Here is a 14,008-nt window from a genome sequence, read left to right on the forward strand (position 1 = left end):
TATTCGGGCGGGATTTACAATGGTATCGATCGTACCCTCCTACAATCGATCCTATGGCTCAACTTCCGATCGCTAAACACTCCCAAAAAATTCACTACTTCGAGGAACTACTCCATCCCAGTAACCTTGTGCTCGAACCAATTAAAATGGTGCTGATTTTGGGTGGAACTTTTGACATGGGTTCGCCAGAGACAGAGATCGATCGATTCAGAAGTGAGAGTCCCCAGCATCCCGTGACGATACCCTCATTTTTTATGAGCGAATACCCGATCTTGCAACCTCACTGGCTAGAAGTAGCTCAAATGGCGCAGATTAAAAGAAAACTCGATTTCTCACCCGCTCATTTTAAGGGTACCGATCGACCAGTAGAGAATGTATCTTGGTTTGAAGCTGTAGAGTTTTGTCAACGATTATCTCGTGAAAGTGGACGTATTTTATAGATTACCAACCGAAGCAGAATGGGAATATGCGTGTCGAGCAGGGACTACAACACCATTTCATTATGGTGAGACAATTACCACCGCACTCGCTAATTATGATGGTATAGACGAGGGTGAAGGAAGATGGTCGGGTTCCTATGGTCGAGGACCGAAAGGGATTTATCGCCAACAAACAACGCCTGTAGATACTTTTCCCCCAAATGCTTTTGGGTTGTATGACATGCACGGAAATGTCTGGGAGTCGTGTTTATACCATTGGCACGATAATTAAATTATAAAGGGGCACCATCAGATGGAAGTGCATGGTTATCGAATGATAATAATAATAGTCGTATACTGCGGGGGGGCTCCTCGATTAATATTCCACGCAATTGCCGCTCTGCCACTCGCGACTTCGTTACCCCCGACTTCTCCACCGAACATCTCGGATTTCGAGTTGTCTGTGAGATACCCAGGACTTAGATAATTCTTTCGATCTAGAATATCTCCCGCTCATGCGTTTGGCTGACTTACGGAAAGTTTAACGCCTAAAACAAAAAATAGACCACCAGTGAATAGCGATCTACGGTTGCAGTAGTTATTGGGTAACTAATGTGACTCATGATACTCGTAAATTCACTTGCAGAGATCGGTCATTTGATGGATTTGTCTCAGTCAAAAGGCGGGTATTTAACGTGAGGCTGTAACAAGATAGTACATAAAGACTGACAAATTTTGCTCCAAACTAGTAACTATTTCCTGAAAACTACCCTCTACCCTCTACTCTCTACCCTCTCAATACTAGTAACTTTGTTTTGATGCAAGATGTGAGTAGATTCTTATTAGTCTGTTTTAACAGACTTGAGCTATTAGCCTGGGGATTAATCCCCAGGCGGGTAAAGAGAGGATTTTAAATGTATCTGTGGCTCTAAAACCCTCGCGCCGCCTAGCTAAATTTGCTATAGTCAGCATTGAGCGAGAATACTAATTTAGGAGAGCATCCCCAATGGCGTTTTTACAAGAAGCTTTGCCTTATGATGTCAGTGCCTTAGAGCCACACATGTCGGCAAAGACGTTTGAGTTTCACTATGGTAAGCACCACGCTACCTATGTAACCAACCTCAACAATCTCACCAAAGATACGCCGATGGCGGATATGTCTCTTGAAGATATTGTTAAGGCTACTTTCGGTGATGCTAGCAAAGCAGGCATTTTTAACAATGCTGCTCAGGTGTGGAATCATGCTTTTTTCTGGAAATCCATGAAACCCAATGGTGGTGGCGCACCAACTGGCGAATTGGCGGCAAAAATCGATGCAGCATTTGGTAGTTTCGACCAATTTAAAGCAGATTTCAAAACTGCGGCTACGACTCAATTTGGTAGTGGTTGGGCCTGGTTGGTTAATGATGGTGGTACGCTCAAAATTACCAAAACTGGTAATGCTGAAAATCCCATCGCACACGGACAAACTCCCCTGATTACGCTGGATGTGTGGGAACATGCTTACTATATCGATTTCCAAAATCGTCGCCCTGATTTTATCAGCACCTATTTGGATAGCTTGGTAAATTGGGACTTCGCTGCGGCTAACTTGAAATAGTAGCTAGTGGACGCGCAAGCGTCCATTCTCGCCTAGATTACCTGAATCCAAGTTCTCACTGTTTGAAGGGCAATATTGAAGCTATAGCCGCTAAATATGGGAGAGTGGACGATCTAATAACTGTCCGATTAATCCCAAGCTATCCTAATTTAGGGATTAAGTTAAGAACACATCACTCGTTCTCAATTTAATCAATGCCATCAAATTCTACTACCGATCGATCTAGTCGCAATAGATCGATCCTCGCCTTATTACTTATCGTTCCAGTATCGAGTATCGCCGCACTCTGTTCGACAGTCATCGCTCCAGGCGCAATCGGACAGATAATTGCTATCTGTTGTGGGATCTGGATGTTAATATTTCCAGTCGCTTGGCATGTATTTATCGATTGGCACATCTTGTTAGGGTAACTCATCTAGTTACCCATAATCGAAAAATCTGCTCGATCGAGTCATAAGTACTCTTGCGAACAGATTATTGATTTCAAATATTTTAGACAAGATGAGATTAAGTGCGGAACCGACGCTTATTCTGTCTGTGTCGAGCGATTGCTTTGCGCTTACGCTTCTCAATTGGAGTTTCAAAGTGTCGGTGTTTCCGCATATCAGGAAAAATCCCCGCTTTGGAGACTTCTCGCTTGAATCGGCGTAGCACTGACTCAATGCCTTCACTTTCACCAGGAATTACTTGAGACATCCTAACCCATCCAAAAAAACTTAGTAACTAACATGATGGCTGAAAGAGTGGTGTGCTTCCAGCTATTTACCAACCAAAATAAGGACAAACTTAGCGTCTGTCCTTAAGACCTTAGGGCGCGAACTTTGAAGGTTCGAGCTTAGTAGCGGCGGTTGCCACCACCACCAAAGGAGCCTTTTTCTTCACGAGGTTTGGCTTTGTTGACTTTGAGATCGCGACCCATCCATTCTGCACCATCGAGAGCTTCGATAGCAGCAGATTCTTCGGCATCGGTTTCCATTTCAACAAAAGCAAAACCGCGTAGACGACCGGTTTCCCGATCGGTAGGCAATTGAACTCGTTTGACTTTACCGTATTCGGCAAAAGTCTGAGTCAGGTCATCCTGCGTAACTTCGTAGGATAAATTGCCGACGTAAATTGACATATCGCTGTCTCCAGAATCCTGTAGGTGTAGAGAGTTAGATTCGGAGAAAAGCTTGTAAAAAGAACCATACAGCCGAAAATAATCTTCATTTATAATGGTAGCACAATATCCTGGAAACCGATCGACGATCGTAAGATTGATCGATTTCCGAGGCAAGTATTGAATTGCATCGTGTTTGGTTCAGAATGAGTATAAATACTGTGGGGTCTTCCTCCGTTCTAAATTTCTGAGTCTGGCGATCTCTCGACCGAACGTGCTGCACTTCGATACTATAAAAGATGTATCATTAATTGCGGTTTTCGCAAAAATCTACCGATCGATTCTATCAAAATCAGCCGATCGACTCTAGTAATCGATCGATAATCATTGATATTTGCTAAATTATGTCTCAAGAATTTAACATTGGTGCGACTGTGCGGCTGATTGCGTTACCAACATATCTAAAAACTGCCGACCCGATGCCGATGTTGCGCCCCCCATCACTGTTAGAGATTGGTGCCCAGGGTACGCTCGTCGATCGTAAACCGGGCAATTATTGGGTCGTCAAATTCGCGAGCAGTTCCTTTTTACTCGAAGATCGCTATTTGGCGGTGGTGAGTAGCTAACACCAGCACCTGAATACCTGGCAACCGACTCTGAGTGCGACACAAAAATTAGCACTGCTTATCAGTCTCATAAGTTATCCTGAAGATCGAGCAGATCGCTATCAAAGAGTAGATGACATGACACAAGCATTTAATGGTGGAGACAAGAACAGCTTTTTAGTCGGACAGGCTCCAACCCGCCGCTGGCAGAATGTGGCCATGGGTAGCCTGGGTCTGTGGATTGGTGGTAGCTTGGTTTTGGATTTGGTCGTGATGCCGACGCTGTGGGCGACTGGCATGATGGAGAGTAGTGGTTTTGCCTCAGCAAGTTATAGTATTTTTTGGATATTCAATCGCGTCGAGTTGTTGTGTGCGGCGGCGGCACTTAGCAGTGTTTGGGCACTGATTGAGGTATCGAAAACGACTCTCGATACCAAACGGGAGATGCTAGCTAGTGCGGTGATGCTGCTATTTATCGCCTTGAGCTATACTTTTGTGCTGACGCCCTATATGAGTGGACTGGGGATCGATTTGGATGTATTTACGACGACCACAGCTCTGCCAGCAGACATGGATCGACTACATGCAATTTACTGGATATTAGAAGCAAGTAAATTGGGGATTGCGGGCTTGTTGCTATCAAAATGCAATGGTGTGATCGCTCGATAAGAGCCTTTTGCCAGGACAGGTTCGCGGTATCGAACTCAAAGTCTACTAATAAAGATCGCCGCAGCAGGTTTGCCTGTTTGCGGATTGATGGGTTCGCGAATTTCGATGAGAGTTAATCCATTCGCGGTAAACAGTTCTACCCATGTTGCTAGTGTCCGAAAATACCAAGGAGCTGGATCGGTAAAATCATCGCTAAATCCGGCCCAAGAAGAGGCTCTCCAGCCATCTAGATATGGAAGATTCCCACACGCCACGATCGGATGTAGAGTTTGAACGATAACCGTGCCATGGGGATTGAGGATCGATCTAAACGAGCGAAATAAGCCAGTCATGGACTCGTCGCCAAATAATGAAAAATTGGCAACTGCGAGATCGAATTTTTCGCCAAGTTTGCCCATCGCAATTTCTGAATAGGCAGTCACCGCAAACCTGCCTGTACCCATGGTTTGCGATCGCTCGATAAATGAAGGAACTACATCGATACCCAAGACATCCAGACCCCGTAACGTTAATTCTCGTGTCAACCAGCCTTCACCACAGCCGATATCGATGACTGTATGCGCGTCACGACTAATGACAGCATCGATAATCGATCGATTGGTAACTAGTTGACGGCTGGCGATTTGCTGCGATTGGATGGCAATGCTCCAAGCACTGGCATTTTTGTGCCAAGAGTCGATGATTTGGCGATCGAGATCTGCATTGCTAGACATAATTTTCAGCCGATCGAGATTAAATATATGACGATCTGTCTCTGGAACATAGCAGTGATTATAATCGCCTGTTTGCTTTAAATCGATCGACTAATTGAGAGACGATCTACTTAATGTACTTGTTAACTATTACTGTAGATGCAATCTGTTTTTTGCACACTCTATCGAATTTAAATTAGCGATCTAGCACCGCTGAATCTTGGCTGCTGGACATTGACTCGATCGAGTCAATGTCCAGTATTAATAATGCTTGGAATTATTAGTGAGCAATCCACTGAGCGTCGGTAATGATAAAGATCCCACCGAGTTTTTTGAGTAGCGGCTGCATAGCATTGGACAGCTTTTCAGCCATTTCTAGATCGGTACAAATAATCATGATGTAGCTATTGGTGATCAGATCGTCACCAGAGTAACCGTGTTCGCCGCTACCCGAAGCATTATTAATTACGGTGTAACCTTGAATCAAATTCTTTTTGAGAATCTTCAAGACAGCAGGTACTTCCAAATAACTGACAATAATCTCAACTTTTTTGACAGATTGAAGCATGGTTAAACCCCCAATAACTTAATAGTTTGTAAATAAATCGGAATACCAACAATAATATTGAATGGAAAGGTAATGGCTAAAGCCATCGACACATATAAACTGGGATTGGCTTCGGGGACTGTCATCCGCATCGCCGCTGGTACGGCAATATAGGAAGCACTAGCGCACAATACTGCAAACAATAGGGCATTGCCGACGCCCATGCCAATTGCTTTGGCAAGCAAGATTCCGAGTAGAGCATTGGCAACTGGCATCAGGATTGCAAACACAATCAGGAACATACCTGTTTTGCGGAGATCTTGAATCCGCCGCGCAGCGACTAGTCCCATATCTAACAGGAAAAACATTAATGCGCCATAAAAGAGGTCTTTTTCGACAAATAAATGCACCTTTGTCCAGCCATCACCCCCAGTCAGTATTCCCGTAATCAGGCTGCCAATCAATAGCAACACTGAGCCATTTAAAAAAGCTTCTCGTAGAACTTCACCCCAAGAGGTCTCTTGGCTATCAGCTTCAGCCCTTTCATCAGCAGAAAGCGCGAGTTGTTTGGGTGTAAATACTCGTACTAAAATCAAACCGACGACGATCGCGGGTGACTCCATCAGGGCTAGTGCAGCGACCATATGACCGCCATAGGAAATCTGAAGCTTATCGAGGAGGGAACTAGCAGTAATAAAGGTGACAGCACTAATCGAGCCATAAGTAGCTGCAATTGCCGCCGCATTATAATTGTCCAATCTAATCCGCAAAATAAAGAACGAATAGACTGGCACGATCGATGCCATGAATACAGCCGCTAACAAGGTGCTGATAATCAACGGACTCAAACCACTCTCATGCAATTCGTGACCGCCTTTAAAGCCGATCGCGACTAACAAATAGAGTGAAAACAGCTTGGGTAAAGGGTTGGGAATTTCTAAATCGGACTGAACAAAAACCGCCAGCATTCCCAAGAAAAAGAACAAAACTGGCGGATTCAAGATATTAGACAGAATTAAGCTACTATCCATCGGATCTTCAAAATTTACTTATCAATGTTCGTTCATTATCCGGCTGTTGGGGACAAGTCAGCAATTATCGAAATCAATTAAGATGACAATTAACACTATTAGCTAAATATCGATCGTGACTGACAACATACCAGCAGAATCCAAAAACTTAACCGCCCCCATCGAACCTAGCTTTGGCTGGAATACATATGCCGAGCTAGTCAATGGTCGATTTGCGATGGTGGGATTTGTGGTGTTATTGGGATTGGAATTCTTCACGGGGCAAGATCTCTGGACGTGGCTGGGACTGCGTTAGCGGATGGAGCGGCAAAAGGAAATAAGATCGTAAAAGCACGGTCTGTGAAGCTCCACAGACCGTGCTTTGTTAGTTAAATACTATTTAGTAGCGATCGGGAAAAACGACGGGTTCTGCGCCAGATGCAGGCAGTCCCGATGGCGGATCGATTGGTTCGTAATCGACATAATTGGCAGTCGTGCTGTCACTACGGAGATCGTCAGTAGTCGGCTGGGGGCGATCTGTCCGAGGACGACGACGGCGGGTCTGTGGCTCTAGATCTTCTGTAGTTGCCGCAAAATTGCGATCTGGCGTCGGCTCTGCCGGGTCGGTGCGTTCGGCTCTGCGTCTAGTCGATCGTCTGGCTGGTTGTTCGCTGGCGAGATCGGCATCCGGTAGGGCGCGACGAACTGGGGTAGGTTCGTCTGACTCGTTCCAACCATCATCATTATCCCAATCATCGTTCGGGCGACGGGCTAACGAACTAACTTCCGCGCGAGATCCGGTGCGGCGGCGGGGTGATTCATTCGTCTCAAAGCGTTCTTCAGTTAGCTGTCTGGTGGCCGAACGACGACGCGGCTGCTCATCGCTATCTTCATCAACTCGACGCTCGCTGCGGCGATTCTGGTTCCGAGCGACTTCGCCAGTAGTGTCGCCTTTGATCCGCCGACTGTTGCGAGGTCGGTCGTCGATATACTCGCGGTCTTCAATTTCGGCTTTATAACGACGACTGACGGGACGCTCGTCTACAATTTGGTTTTTTTCCTTGGCCTGTTCGTTAGCGATCCCGCGCAGTTTGATACTTTCGTAGGCAAAGTAGATCGCCGAGCCACTGAGCAATAACTGTCCGAATTGGAGAATCGGATCGAGTCGCCAGCCTTGGAAAATTAAAATAAACCCGCAAATAATGCCAATAGCAGTAAAGGCGATGTCTTGATCGCGCGACAATTCGGGACGGATCGACCGCAGAAAATACAGTCCCGCTCCAGCTACAGCGAGAATAATCCCCAAAAAACTGGCTGTGTTCAGCCCAAAATTAACCATTAATTTGCTCCAAATTTAAAGCACGTCCGCAGATTTAGATCGCATCCACAGCTCGGTGTAGACATCATCGATCCTAGCAATTTTTAGTTGCGATGTGTGGTAAAGCAGCTTACCATCTCTAGTTTGCCCCGACAGGTGTCGTTCGTCTATCCGTAGATCGACCAATTTTGACAGCACAAAACCTCAGATCGGTGATCGCACCCAACTGAGGCCGGATTGTGGCGATCTTGGTACGACTAAGAACGTTGAATTTTATCTTTTTGGCTGATGAAGATCAGACCGATTGTCGCGGGAACTACTACGATCAATCCGCCAGCCAGCAGGCTATACATGAAATTGGCTAATGAGGGTGTCATAAACTTTTTTGTCCTGAAGATCGAATATAAAGAATCTTTGATCTAATTCTAGCTACTTAGTTGCACGCTGAGAAGTATTTGTCTAAATTCAGTTGGGAGCGGGGAGCGGGGAGTTGGGAGTTGGGGGCGAGAAAGGATGTGTTCGATCGACATGAAAACTGCGGTGTCGATTCGATCGATCGAGCGGAACAATTGCTGGGAGAAGATTGTTGGGATTGCTATGATAGAGCAGTAGATTTTTAGATCTGCGCTAGCTCGCTTGCCAACTCTACCTCGATCTGTTTTGGACTAATGATCTCGAAACTGAGCAAGTTCTGTCGATTTTTCACGGTCATGTTAATTACCGCAGTCGCAATCATTGCGGTATTGGAGCCACATTTATTCGTCGATCGATTTTCCCCCCAAGGATCTATTCTTGCTGGCACGATCCAACTCCCGAAGCTACAGCAGATTGCTACTCATACCCCCGTCCAAGCCTGGAGTGAAACTGGGGCGACAGTACTGCCATTAGCGGCTCAAATCATGATGCTTCGCAATCCCCAAGGCGTGCCATTGGATGTAACTCAAAAAGGCTATTTGCGACCGATTTTTGGCGGCTTGGTCGATCGAGTGACGGTGGTGTATCGTGCGCAATTACTCGATCGCTGGTCGCAAGGCGGCAAGGAAACGCATATCGGCGGTGTAGACTCATCCGCTCAAACTTATTGCGATCGGATTTACATTCGTGCTGGCTATAAACCTGACGATACCGATCGATTGGTCTTGCTCGCGCACGAACTCACTCACGCCCAACAATGCGATCAAGCTGGCGGGATCGGTCATTTTGGCGAACTATACTTTCACGGTTATTACCAAGGCGGCCAAACATATCACAATAATCCGCTCGAACAGGCCGCCCGGAAGATGGAAGAAAATTTTACCCGTCAGTTGTGTAATCGATTGGCTTGCCCGCCGCGCGGTGGCAAGTATTATGTCAACTACAAAGGTTGGGGAATTAAACTCCCCGTGAATTTGTAATTAATGGCAATCGTCGGTTGCTGTCTCGCTGTATTGGCGGCTGACGATCACTATCTTAACTAACGCTATTTATCGATTTCTGACTTCATCCGCTCCAGTGTCAGATTCATCTGGTCGAACATTTGCATGGGAGTTATCCCAAATTGGCTCATCTGGGTATTCATCTGCTCGACGGTCATTTTGGCCATAAAGTCGTCTGACAGCTCGAACCTTTTCATAAAGACTTTGTAGCGATCCATCAAGGTTTCCATCTGCTCGATAAAGACAATTTTACCGTCGCGGTCAAATTTACCGTACTTACTACCGAGCTGTGTGAGCTGTTGATAATCTTCAAACAACTGTTTAGCTTCTTGCTGGATGATGTCAGAATCAAAAAATCCCATGACGGATAATTAATATAGTGTAATAAGGTTAAACTTGAGAGCGAAGGCATCGGTATCGATGCGCTTACTTGCTATTCTAATTCAGTCTCCAACTAAGTGAGAACTGCGGTTTCCCGTATTTGAGGGTCGGTTAATGTTCGATCGCGCTACACCTAAAAATCGTCAATTGGCTATCATTTTAGCATTTGCGAGTATGACGATCCCAGTGGCGGGATTTCATAAATTTTATCTGGGACAGCCCGTCTGGGGTCTAGTCTATCTCTTATTATCGTGGACGCCGATTCCCCATATTGCTTCGGCGATCGAAGCTGTTTGGTATCTGACTCAAGATAGTACCCACTTCGATCATAATTTTAACTCTTCAGCCTCGATCGGCAGCACACCGGCGATCGCCACTGTTGCCGCATCGATCCGCGAATTGGATAAATTGCGAGCTGATGGTTTAATCTCTGAATATGAATTTGAGCAAAAACGCCGTCAATGGCTTGATCGAGCTTAATTACTCAGCTTCTAATCAATTAACTGGAAATTAATTATGGTCAAAATCGTGGGCATTGCTGGTAGTCTAAGGACGGACTCTTATAGTCAAGTCGCGCTGCAAATCGCCGCTCAAAAAGTTGTGGCTTTAGGTGCCACCGTCGAGATTTTAGATTTAAGAAAGATGCAGTTGCCATTTTGTGATGGTGGCGACGACTACCCCAATTACCCAGATGTCCAACGGCTGCAAGATACGGTTAGTAGTGCTGATGGCCTGATTTTGGTTTCGCCCGAATATCATGGCAGCATCAGTGGTGTGCTCAAAAATACCTTGGATTTGATGAGTTTTGACCAGCTTGCTGGCAAAGTCACCGGATTTATTAGTATTTTAGGCGGCCAAAATAATAGCAATACCCTTAACGATCTGCGCGTGATTCTGCGCTGGGTACATGCCTGGTCGATTCCCGAACAAATCGGCATCGGTCAAGCGTGGCAAGCATTTACGCCTGAAGGTACAATCTCAGATCAGAAACTCGATCAACGTTTCGATCTCTTTGCCCAAAGTTTAGTCGAAAATACCCGCAAATTGCGTGGTGTTACTTGATTTTATCGGATCTTAGCCCCTCAGCCACCCCTATAAATCCCTTGACTCACGATCCTGCTCGTACCGTTCAATTTTTTTTTAAGATGTCCTTGCGATCACGTATTGCTGAAGATCCTTATTATCGGTTTAAGTCGGCATTTGAGATTGCTGTGGCCGCCGATTTGGGCGTGAAAATTGATGTCAATCAAGCGAGTGTGGATGATTGGCTGCGGTTGCCAGGGATTTCGATCCATCAAGCCCGTCAATTAGTTACTTTGTCTCAAGCGGGTGTGGCTTTTTATTCCATCTCCGATCTGGTGGCTGCGCTGAATATCCCGATCGAGCGACTGCAATGGCTGGCTCCCGTCCTCAGTTTTCAATATTACGATCGCCAGAGTGCGCTGCCGTCGGTAAAACTCGATCGGGCCACTGCTGCCGAACTCAGCCAGATTCCCCACATCTCTCCCGAATTAGCCGCTGAAATCATTTCCCAGCGCGAAAGTGGCGGTAAGTTTACCGATCTGGTCAATTTTCAACAACGGTTGGGATTATCTGGCGAAGCGATCGGTCAATTGATGCATTATCTGCGGTTTTGAGTAACTAAAAGTATCAAATAATTGAGGTAGGGGCAATTCATGAATTGCCCCTACCTCAATTATTTGAATTAACGTCAGTTCGAGAGAAGGATCGGTTCCAAGTGCTAGTAGCACGCCTATTTGAATTAAACCGACTGCAATGCCGCGATGAGTCGATCGTTTTCTGCCTGAGTCCTTACGGCAACTCGGAAGAAGCGATCGCCAAGTTCGGGGAAACTGATACAATCGCGAACTAAGATTTGATGCTGTTGGAGCAGTTTAGTTTGGATGTGCGTAGCAGATCGATCGGATTTAACGAGAATGAAGTTTGCCGCCCCAGGATAAGGCTGCAATCCAGAGATCTGGCTCAATCCTTGAAATAGGCGATCGCGTGCCGTCTCTAGCCACTGCCACGTCTGCTGTTGAAACTGGGTATCGGGGAGTACCGCGATCGCGGCAGCAGCGGCTAGAGTATTGACCGGCCACGGATCGCGCCAACTTTGCCACCGTTGGAGTCGATCGGGATGGGCGATACAATAGCCCAATCGCAGCCCTGGCAAACTATAAAATTTGGTGAGTGATCGCAAGACAACTAAGTTGGGATATTTGGTAATTAAGGGAATCAAACTTTGTTGCCGATCTGGCGGCAAAAAGTCCATGAAGGACTCATCGATGACTACTAGCTCAAATTCTGACAAGTAGGGCAAAATCGTCGCCTGCGACCAGATTTGGCCGGTTGGGTTGTGGGGATTGTTGACGATCAGGCCGAGGGAATGGGGGATAGTAGTCGGCAAATGGCGCAGCGCAAAATCGAGATCGCCAATCCTCCCGTCATCTAACATCATCGATCGAGCGATAATTCGCGTTCCAAAAGTTTGGAGCGATCGCCAGTAGTCACCAAAAGCGGGTGTGGGCAGTAGGGTGGTGTTGAGCTTGGAAAATTCCCAACCAGCCCAAGTCAAAAGTTCGGCGGCACCATTGCCCGGTAATACCCAGTCAGGATCGATATTGTGGTGGGTCGCGATCGCTTGGGTAAGTTCGGGATAGGCCGGATTGGGATAGCTAGTCAGAGTATCGAGGTGCAGCTTAATAGCCGCGAGTGCAGTTTTGGGAGGGCCTAAGGGACTGATACTCGCAGAAAAGTCTAAAATCAGAGAGGGGGGACAGCCCGCTACTGTAGCTGCCCAGCTTGGGTTCCCCCCATGTTTTGGTCGGTTCAAGGAATACTTCCGAATCTAAATTCAGCTAAGTTAAATTAATCAGCAGAAACTTTGTCTTTGAACAATTTACCAGCGGAGAAGGCTGGTACCTTGGTTGCGGGAATTTCCATTTTCTCGCCAGTTCTAGGATTGCGACCTTCACGTTTTTGACGGTTTCTAGGTTCAAACGAACCAAACCCGACGAGAGTAACTTTGTCACCTTTCGATACAGCTTCCATGATCGCTTCCAAGGCGGCTGACAATACTGTGTCAGCTTGCTTTTTGGTCACACTAGCTGTTTCTGCTACGCGATCGACTAATTCACCTTTATTCATGTGTAATCTCCATTGATGAGTTTATAGATGGATGGATATAACACCACAATTGAAGTCGATGCTACCCGATCCGATCGTGGAAAGTAAGCTTTTTGGCTAAGAAATGGCTCAGGGGCGTGTTAGCTCACTAATACATTATCAGAGCTTGCATGTGTTCTGACGACTTTGGGGGATTATCTTCACAAGCGGCGATCGCCAGTGGGATTTGCCACCAAGTTGCTGAAACTCTCATGCAATATTATTTCCACTGCATTATTCTAATGTCTACAAGCCTAATCTGGATCGCTGAAAGCTTTAATTTATGTTGATTTTCATGATTTTGCGGATTATTTAGGTAAATTCCGGCCAAAAACAGGGGTCTGGCGGCTCAGGAATGAAGCTGAGTGACTAAATTGCTAGTCACTCATCGCTGGTCCCGAACAGTCAAACCCCTAAGTTAGAACCTCATAGTTGGCGATGTCATCACCAACTAAACATTTATTTGCCCATCAGTAAGCGCGCATCGACTCCAGGCGTGTAAGTAGCCTGACCGCGATTGTCATTGAGAATCTGCGGTGTGACTAGCACGACTACTTCTTGGCGGATTTTTGCTTTACTAGTATTGCGGAAGAGGATACCCAATAGCGGGATGTCACCGAGTACGGGTACTTTTGTAACAGTACTCTGATCGGATTCTTGGATAATCCCTGACAAGATCAACGTTTGACCGTCACGCAAGCGAATTTCGCCAGAGTTCAATGTGCGAGACCGTAAGAGGCTGATATTACCATTGGCACTACCGTAGGTATCGCCGATCGAGGATACAGTTGGCGATACAGTCACCGACACAAATCCATTGTCATCAATGCGGTTGACCAGTAAATCTAGGATGATGCCCGCATTTTTAATCAGGAATGTGTTGGTCGTAATTGGCGGAGTAGTATTGCTGATCGTGGTGGTGATCCCAGCGACCACTTCTTGGGTCAAGTTTACCGTCGATCTTTGACCTTCTTGAACTACCAATGTGGGGTCGGTTAAGATTTTGCCATTTTTGTTAGCGATCGAAGCTTGAATACTGGCGGAGAAAGCAGAGTTACCAAAACTGAACACCGCGTTACCATTAC

22 protein-coding genes and 1 pseudogene are annotated in these 14,008 nt (G+C 46.2%); 12 read left to right on the forward strand and 11 right to left on the reverse strand.

The window, feature by feature from the left end; all coding sequences use genetic code 11:
- Positions 1–53: 53 nt before the first annotated feature.
- The 5 genes from RMO27_RS14800 to RMO27_RS14820 all read left to right on the forward strand — a co-directional run bounded on the left by RMO27_RS14800 (position 54) and on the right by RMO27_RS14820 (position 2,429).
- Positions 54–440, forward strand: coding sequence for a formylglycine-generating enzyme family protein (locus RMO27_RS14800; protein WP_309733812.1), 387 nt, complete (start codon positions 54–56; stop codon positions 438–440).
- A complete protein-coding gene (locus RMO27_RS14805) occupies positions 424–711 on the forward strand; it encodes a formylglycine-generating enzyme family protein (protein ID WP_309733814.1) in 288 nt (95 codons plus the stop codon). The genes RMO27_RS14800 and RMO27_RS14805 overlap by 17 nt, the downstream gene beginning before the upstream one ends.
- 62 nt (positions 712–773) lie before the next feature.
- Positions 774–902: a hypothetical protein gene (locus tag RMO27_RS14810; protein ID WP_396133720.1), complete on the forward strand. Its 129-nt coding sequence runs from the start codon at positions 774–776 to the stop codon at positions 900–902.
- 523 nt (positions 903–1,425) lie between these two features.
- Positions 1,426–2,019, forward strand: a complete 594-nt coding sequence (locus RMO27_RS14815) for a superoxide dismutase (RefSeq protein WP_309733815.1) — start codon at positions 1,426–1,428, stop codon at positions 2,017–2,019.
- 194 nt (positions 2,020–2,213) lie between these two features.
- Positions 2,214–2,429 carry a hypothetical protein gene (locus RMO27_RS14820; protein WP_309733817.1) on the forward strand — a complete coding sequence of 72 codons (216 nt, stop codon included), beginning with the start codon at positions 2,214–2,216 and terminating at the stop codon, positions 2,427–2,429.
- Between the two features lie 97 nt (positions 2,430–2,526).
- On the opposite strand, the gene rpsU is transcribed toward RMO27_RS14820, so the two are convergent.
- Both rpsU and RMO27_RS14830 read right to left on the reverse strand, forming a co-directional pair.
- Positions 2,527–2,715, reverse strand: a complete 189-nt coding sequence (gene rpsU / locus RMO27_RS14825; protein WP_015162498.1) for a 30S ribosomal protein S21 — start codon at positions 2,713–2,715, stop codon at positions 2,527–2,529.
- Positions 2,716–2,854: 139 nt separating this feature from the next.
- The gene (locus RMO27_RS14830; RefSeq protein WP_309733821.1) at positions 2,855–3,139 is read right to left on the reverse strand and encodes an RNA-binding protein; all 285 of its coding nucleotides are present in this window, start codon (positions 3,137–3,139) and stop codon (positions 2,855–2,857) included.
- Positions 3,140–3,522: 383 nt separating this feature from the next.
- Between RMO27_RS14830 and sipA the strand changes: the two genes are divergently transcribed.
- Together sipA and RMO27_RS14840 are read left to right on the forward strand one after the other, a co-directional pair.
- Entirely contained in the window at positions 3,523–3,744 is a 222-nt protein-coding gene (sipA, locus tag RMO27_RS14835) for a regulatory protein SipA (RefSeq protein WP_309733823.1), read from the forward strand.
- 117 nt (positions 3,745–3,861) lie between these two features.
- A complete protein-coding gene (locus RMO27_RS14840) occupies positions 3,862–4,392 on the forward strand; it encodes a DUF4149 domain-containing protein (RefSeq protein ID WP_309733826.1) in 531 nt (176 codons plus the stop codon).
- A gap of 35 nt (positions 4,393–4,427) precedes the next feature.
- Here RMO27_RS14840 and RMO27_RS14845 read toward each other — a convergent pair whose 3' ends face one another.
- The 3 genes from RMO27_RS14845 to RMO27_RS14855 all read right to left on the reverse strand — a co-directional run bounded on the left by RMO27_RS14845 (position 4,428) and on the right by RMO27_RS14855 (position 6,662).
- Positions 4,428–5,105 (reverse strand): methyltransferase domain-containing protein, encoded by a 678-nt coding sequence (locus RMO27_RS14845; RefSeq protein ID WP_309733828.1) that lies wholly within the window; start codon positions 5,103–5,105, stop codon positions 4,428–4,430.
- Between the two features lie 259 nt (positions 5,106–5,364).
- Complete coding sequence (locus RMO27_RS14850) at positions 5,365–5,652, reverse strand: P-II family nitrogen regulator (RefSeq protein WP_309733830.1); 288 nt, start codon at positions 5,650–5,652, stop codon at positions 5,365–5,367.
- A 2-nt stretch (positions 5,653–5,654) separates the two neighbouring features.
- Positions 5,655–6,662: a sodium-dependent bicarbonate transport family permease gene (locus tag RMO27_RS14855; RefSeq protein ID WP_309733832.1), complete on the reverse strand. Its 1,008-nt coding sequence runs from the start codon at positions 6,660–6,662 to the stop codon at positions 5,655–5,657.
- A 115-nt stretch (positions 6,663–6,777) separates the two neighbouring features.
- On the opposite strand from RMO27_RS14855, the gene RMO27_RS14860 reads away from it, so the two are divergent.
- A complete protein-coding gene (locus tag RMO27_RS14860) occupies positions 6,778–6,957 on the forward strand; it encodes a chlorophyll a/b-binding protein (protein WP_309733834.1) in 180 nt (59 codons plus the stop codon).
- Positions 6,958–7,041: 84 nt separating this feature from the next.
- Here the strand turns inward: RMO27_RS14860 and RMO27_RS14865 are convergent, their stop codons facing one another.
- On the reverse strand, positions 7,042–7,980 hold the full coding sequence (locus RMO27_RS14865) for a Ycf66 family protein (RefSeq protein WP_309733835.1): 939 nt from the start codon (positions 7,978–7,980) through the stop codon (positions 7,042–7,044).
- A 236-nt stretch (positions 7,981–8,216) separates the two neighbouring features.
- Positions 8,217–8,336: a photosystem II reaction center X protein gene (locus tag RMO27_RS14870; protein WP_309733836.1), complete on the reverse strand. Its 120-nt coding sequence runs from the start codon at positions 8,334–8,336 to the stop codon at positions 8,217–8,219.
- A gap of 333 nt (positions 8,337–8,669) precedes the next feature.
- Between RMO27_RS14870 and RMO27_RS14875 the strand changes: the two genes are divergently transcribed.
- Positions 8,670–9,353, forward strand: coding sequence for a DUF4157 domain-containing protein (locus RMO27_RS14875; protein WP_309733838.1), 684 nt, complete (start codon positions 8,670–8,672; stop codon positions 9,351–9,353).
- Positions 9,354–9,418: 65 nt separating this feature from the next.
- On the opposite strand, the gene RMO27_RS14880 is transcribed toward RMO27_RS14875, so the two are convergent.
- Complete coding sequence (locus RMO27_RS14880; protein ID WP_309733839.1) at positions 9,419–9,736, reverse strand: DUF1825 family protein; 318 nt, start codon at positions 9,734–9,736, stop codon at positions 9,419–9,421.
- A 133-nt stretch (positions 9,737–9,869) separates the two neighbouring features.
- Here RMO27_RS14880 and RMO27_RS14885 point away from each other — a divergent pair, with 133 nt between their 5' ends.
- From RMO27_RS14885 to RMO27_RS14895, 3 genes are all read left to right on the forward strand, one after another.
- On the forward strand, positions 9,870–10,235 hold the full coding sequence (locus tag RMO27_RS14885) for an NINE protein (RefSeq protein ID WP_309733840.1): 366 nt from the start codon (positions 9,870–9,872) through the stop codon (positions 10,233–10,235).
- 36 nt (positions 10,236–10,271) lie between these two features.
- The gene (locus RMO27_RS14890; RefSeq protein WP_309733842.1) at positions 10,272–10,817 is read left to right on the forward strand and encodes an NAD(P)H-dependent oxidoreductase; all 546 of its coding nucleotides are present in this window, start codon (positions 10,272–10,274) and stop codon (positions 10,815–10,817) included.
- An 83-nt stretch (positions 10,818–10,900) separates the two neighbouring features.
- The gene (locus RMO27_RS14895) at positions 10,901–11,392 is read left to right on the forward strand and encodes a ComEA family DNA-binding protein (RefSeq protein ID WP_309733844.1); all 492 of its coding nucleotides are present in this window, start codon (positions 10,901–10,903) and stop codon (positions 11,390–11,392) included.
- A gap of 125 nt (positions 11,393–11,517) precedes the next feature.
- Here the strand turns inward: RMO27_RS14895 and cobD are convergent, their stop codons facing one another.
- From cobD to RMO27_RS14910, 3 genes and pseudogenes are all read right to left on the reverse strand, one after another.
- Complete coding sequence (gene cobD, locus RMO27_RS14900; RefSeq protein WP_309733848.1) at positions 11,518–12,591, reverse strand: threonine-phosphate decarboxylase CobD; 1,074 nt, start codon at positions 12,589–12,591, stop codon at positions 11,518–11,520.
- A gap of 35 nt (positions 12,592–12,626) precedes the next feature.
- Positions 12,627–12,905: an HU family DNA-binding protein gene (locus tag RMO27_RS14905; protein WP_309733850.1), complete on the reverse strand. Its 279-nt coding sequence runs from the start codon at positions 12,903–12,905 to the stop codon at positions 12,627–12,629.
- Positions 12,906–13,382: 477 nt separating this feature from the next.
- Positions 13,383–14,008 (reverse strand): annotated as a pseudogene (locus RMO27_RS14910) (type II and III secretion system protein); the annotation flags it as partial.

The organism is Chamaesiphon sp. OTE_75_metabat_556, from assembly GCF_031378165.1.
Lineage (GTDB): Bacteria > Cyanobacteriota > Cyanobacteriia > Cyanobacteriales > Chamaesiphonaceae > Chamaesiphon.

What these genes read in the sequence shown, in the direction of transcription:
- rpsU (WP_015162498.1), bottom strand. Translation starts at nt 2,715, where the DNA reads ATGTCTCAAGTAATTCCTGGTGAAAGTGAAGGCATTGAGTCAGTGCTA.
- RMO27_RS14880 (WP_309733839.1), bottom strand. Translation starts at nt 9,736, where the DNA reads ATGGGATTTTTTGATTCTGACATCATCCAGCAAGAAGCTAAACAGTTG.
- RMO27_RS14865 (WP_309733835.1), bottom strand. Translation starts at nt 7,980, where the DNA reads ATGGTTAATTTTGGGCTGAACACAGCCAGTTTTTTGGGGATTATTCTC.
- RMO27_RS14830 (WP_309733821.1), bottom strand. Translation starts at nt 3,139, where the DNA reads ATGTCAATTTACGTCGGCAATTTATCCTACGAAGTTACGCAGGATGAC.
- RMO27_RS14885 (WP_309733840.1), top strand. Translation starts at nt 9,870, where the DNA reads ATGTTCGATCGCGCTACACCTAAAAATCGTCAATTGGCTATCATTTTA.
- RMO27_RS14845 (WP_309733828.1), bottom strand. Translation starts at nt 5,105, where the DNA reads ATGTCTAGCAATGCAGATCTCGATCGCCAAATCATCGACTCTTGGCAC.
- RMO27_RS14870 (WP_309733836.1), bottom strand. Translation starts at nt 8,336, where the DNA reads ATGACACCCTCATTAGCCAATTTCATGTATAGCCTGCTGGCTGGCGGA.
- RMO27_RS14820 (WP_309733817.1), top strand. Translation starts at nt 2,214, where the DNA reads ATGCCATCAAATTCTACTACCGATCGATCTAGTCGCAATAGATCGATC.
- RMO27_RS14850 (WP_309733830.1), bottom strand. Translation starts at nt 5,652, where the DNA reads ATGCTTCAATCTGTCAAAAAAGTTGAGATTATTGTCAGTTATTTGGAA.
- RMO27_RS14815 (WP_309733815.1), top strand. Translation starts at nt 1,426, where the DNA reads ATGGCGTTTTTACAAGAAGCTTTGCCTTATGATGTCAGTGCCTTAGAG.
- RMO27_RS14875 (WP_309733838.1), top strand. Translation starts at nt 8,670, where the DNA reads ATGTTAATTACCGCAGTCGCAATCATTGCGGTATTGGAGCCACATTTA.
- RMO27_RS14840 (WP_309733826.1), top strand. Translation starts at nt 3,862, where the DNA reads ATGACACAAGCATTTAATGGTGGAGACAAGAACAGCTTTTTAGTCGGA.
- RMO27_RS14905 (WP_309733850.1), bottom strand. Translation starts at nt 12,905, where the DNA reads ATGAATAAAGGTGAATTAGTCGATCGCGTAGCAGAAACAGCTAGTGTG.
- RMO27_RS14895 (WP_309733844.1), top strand. Translation starts at nt 10,901, where the DNA reads ATGTCCTTGCGATCACGTATTGCTGAAGATCCTTATTATCGGTTTAAG.
- RMO27_RS14855 (WP_309733832.1), bottom strand. Translation starts at nt 6,662, where the DNA reads ATGGATAGTAGCTTAATTCTGTCTAATATCTTGAATCCGCCAGTTTTG.
- sipA (WP_309733823.1), top strand. Translation starts at nt 3,523, where the DNA reads ATGTCTCAAGAATTTAACATTGGTGCGACTGTGCGGCTGATTGCGTTA.
- RMO27_RS14890 (WP_309733842.1), top strand. Translation starts at nt 10,272, where the DNA reads ATGGTCAAAATCGTGGGCATTGCTGGTAGTCTAAGGACGGACTCTTAT.
- RMO27_RS14800 (WP_309733812.1), top strand. Translation starts at nt 54, where the DNA reads ATGGCTCAACTTCCGATCGCTAAACACTCCCAAAAAATTCACTACTTC.